Annotated in this window: 3 protein-coding genes; all 3 read left to right on the plus strand. The window is 72.7% G+C overall.

Annotated elements, in window-relative coordinates:
* The coding region (gene crtI, locus QL985_RS12010; protein WP_290147991.1) for a phytoene desaturase family protein at window positions 1-1,575 on the plus strand (1,575 nt) is incomplete at its 5' end.
* Window positions 1,575-1,973, plus strand: coding sequence for a lycopene cyclase domain-containing protein (locus QL985_RS12015; protein WP_259906279.1), 399 nt, complete (start codon window positions 1,575-1,577; stop codon window positions 1,971-1,973). The genes crtI and QL985_RS12015, both read left to right, overlap by 1 nt.
* Window positions 1,970-2,328, plus strand: a 359-nt coding sequence (locus tag QL985_RS12020; protein ID WP_290147994.1) for a lycopene cyclase domain-containing protein, incomplete at its 3' end; no start/stop codon positions are given. The genes QL985_RS12015 and QL985_RS12020, both read left to right, overlap by 4 nt.

Here is a 2,328-nt window from a genome sequence, read left to right on the forward strand (position 1 = left end):
GGGTTCGCGGGGCTGGCCACCGCGGGGCTGCTGGCCCGGGACGGGCACCGGGTGACCCTGCTGGAGCAGCGGGACACCCTGGGCGGGCGCTCCGGGCGCTGGTCCGCGGAGGGTTTCACGTTCGACACCGGCCCCAGCTGGTACCTCATGCCCGAGGTCATCGACCGGTGGTTCCGGCTCATGGGCTCGAGCGCCGCCGAAGAGCTGGACCTGCGCCGCCTGGACCCCGGCTACCGCACGTTCTTCGAGCAGCACCTGGACGAGCCGCCCACGGACGTGCGCGCCGGGCACGCGGAGGAACTGTTCGAGCAGCTCGACCCCGGCTCCTCCGCCGCCCTGCGGGAGTACCTGGACTCGGGTGCGGAGGTGTACGAGCTGGCCAAGAAGCACTTCCTGTACACCAACTTCTCCCGCCCCACGGACCTCGCGCGCGCCGAGGTGCTGCGCAACCTGCCGCGGTTGGGCGGGCTGCTGAGCTCGTCCATGAAGAGCTACGTGGCCGCCCGGTTCAGGGACCCGCGGCAGCGCCAGATCCTGGGCTACCCCGCCGTGTTCCTGGGCGCCTCCCCGGACACCGCCCCCGCGATGTACCACCTCATGAGCCACCTGGACCTCACGGACGGGGTGCAGTACCCCGTGGGCGGGTTCGCGGCGCTCGTGGACGCCATGGAACGCCTCGTTCGCGCGGCCGGGGTGGAGATCGTCACCGGTGCGGCGGTCAGCGGCATCGAGGTCTCGTCCGCCCGGCGTTCGCTGGGATCCCGCGTGGGGGCAGCCCGCGCACGACGCCGCTCGGCCGGCTCCGTGACCGGGGTGACCTACCGCGTGGGGGAGCCCGGCGGCGTCGGCGAGGTCAGGCTGCCCGCGGACGTGGTGATCGGCGCGGCGGACCTGCACCACCTGCAGACCCGCCTGCTGCCGCAGCGGTTCCGGGCGCCCGAGAACCGGTGGAAGCGCCGTGATCCCGGGCCCTCCGGGGTGCTCGTGTGCCTGGGCGTGCGGGGGAGGCTGCCGCAGCTCGTGCACCACAACCTGCTGTTCACGGCGGACTGGGACGACAACTTCGGGCGCATCGCGGACGGGTCGCCGCTCGCGGAGGAGACCTCGATCTACGTGTCCATGACCTCGGCCACCGACCCGGGCACCGCCCCGGAGGGGGACGAGAACCTGTTCATCCTGGTGCCCTCCCCGGCGGTGCCGGAGTGGGGCCGCGGCGGGGTGCGCACCCCCGAGGTGGACGAGCCCGGCTCGCCGCGCGTGGAGCAGGTGGCGGACGCCGCGGTCGCGCAGCTCGCGCGCTGGGCGGAGATCCCGGACCTCGCCGAACGGATCGTGGTGCGCCGCACGTACGGCCCCGGGGACTTCGAGGCGCAGTTCAACGCGTGGCGCGGATCCATGCTGGGCCCGGGCCACACGCTGCGCCAGTCCGCGCTGTTCCGACCGGGCGTCACGGACCCGGGGATCGCGGGCCTCTACTACGCGGGGTCCTCGGTGCGCCCGGGGATCGGCGTGCCCATGTGCCTGATCTCCTCCGAGGTGGTCCGGGACGCGGTCCGGGGACGCGGGGACCGCTGATGTACCTGGCCGTGCTGCTCGTGCTCCTGGGGTGCTTTGCGCTGCTCGACCGGCGCTGGGGCCTGTTCTTCTGGTCCGGGAACCCGCTGCGCGCGTGGCTCGTGCTGCTCGTGGGGACGGCGTTCTTCCTCGCGTGGGACCTGGTGGGGATTGCCAACGGCCTGTTCTGGCACGGCGAGAACTCGCTGACCCTGGGCATCTTCGTGGCCCCCGAGCTACCCCTGGAGGAGGTCTTCTTCCTCGCGTTCCTGGGCTACCAGACCATGGTCTACGTGCTGGGCGCGCCCGTGCTGTGGCGCTGGCTGCGGTCCCGCGCGGCGGGGCACCCCAGCGCCGGGGACGCCGTGGCACGTGCGGCAGAGACGAGCCGCACACCACCGACGGGAGAACGTTCATGACGTACTGGGGTGTGAACGCGATCTTCCTGGGGATCGCCGTGGTGGTGCTCGCGGTGGCGGTGCTGCTGCGCCGTCCGGGACGACTGTTCTGGGCTTCGCTGGCGGGGGCCGTGGTGCTGCTCGTGGTCCTCACGGCGGTGTTCGACAACGTCATGATCGCCTCCGGGATCATGACGTACACGGAGCAGAACATTTCCGGAGTGCGGATCGGACTCGCGCCGCTCGAGGACTTCGCCTACCCCGTGGCGGGTGTACTGCTGCTGCCCGCGCTGTGGCTGCTGCTGGGCCGGGAACGGGCGGGGGCGGCGTCGTCCCCCGGGGCCCGAGGTGCCGAGGAGGGGAGGGGACGTGCTCA

The organism is Kocuria sp. APC 4018, from assembly GCF_030407675.1.
In the GTDB taxonomy this organism is placed as follows: Bacteria; Actinomycetota; Actinomycetes; order Actinomycetales; family Micrococcaceae; genus Kocuria; species Kocuria rhizophila.

Coding starts and splice junctions, on each gene's coding strand:
- QL985_RS12015 (WP_259906279.1), top strand. CDS start 1,575: ATGTACCTGGCCGTGCTGCTCGTGCTCCTGGGGTGCTTTGCGCTGCTC.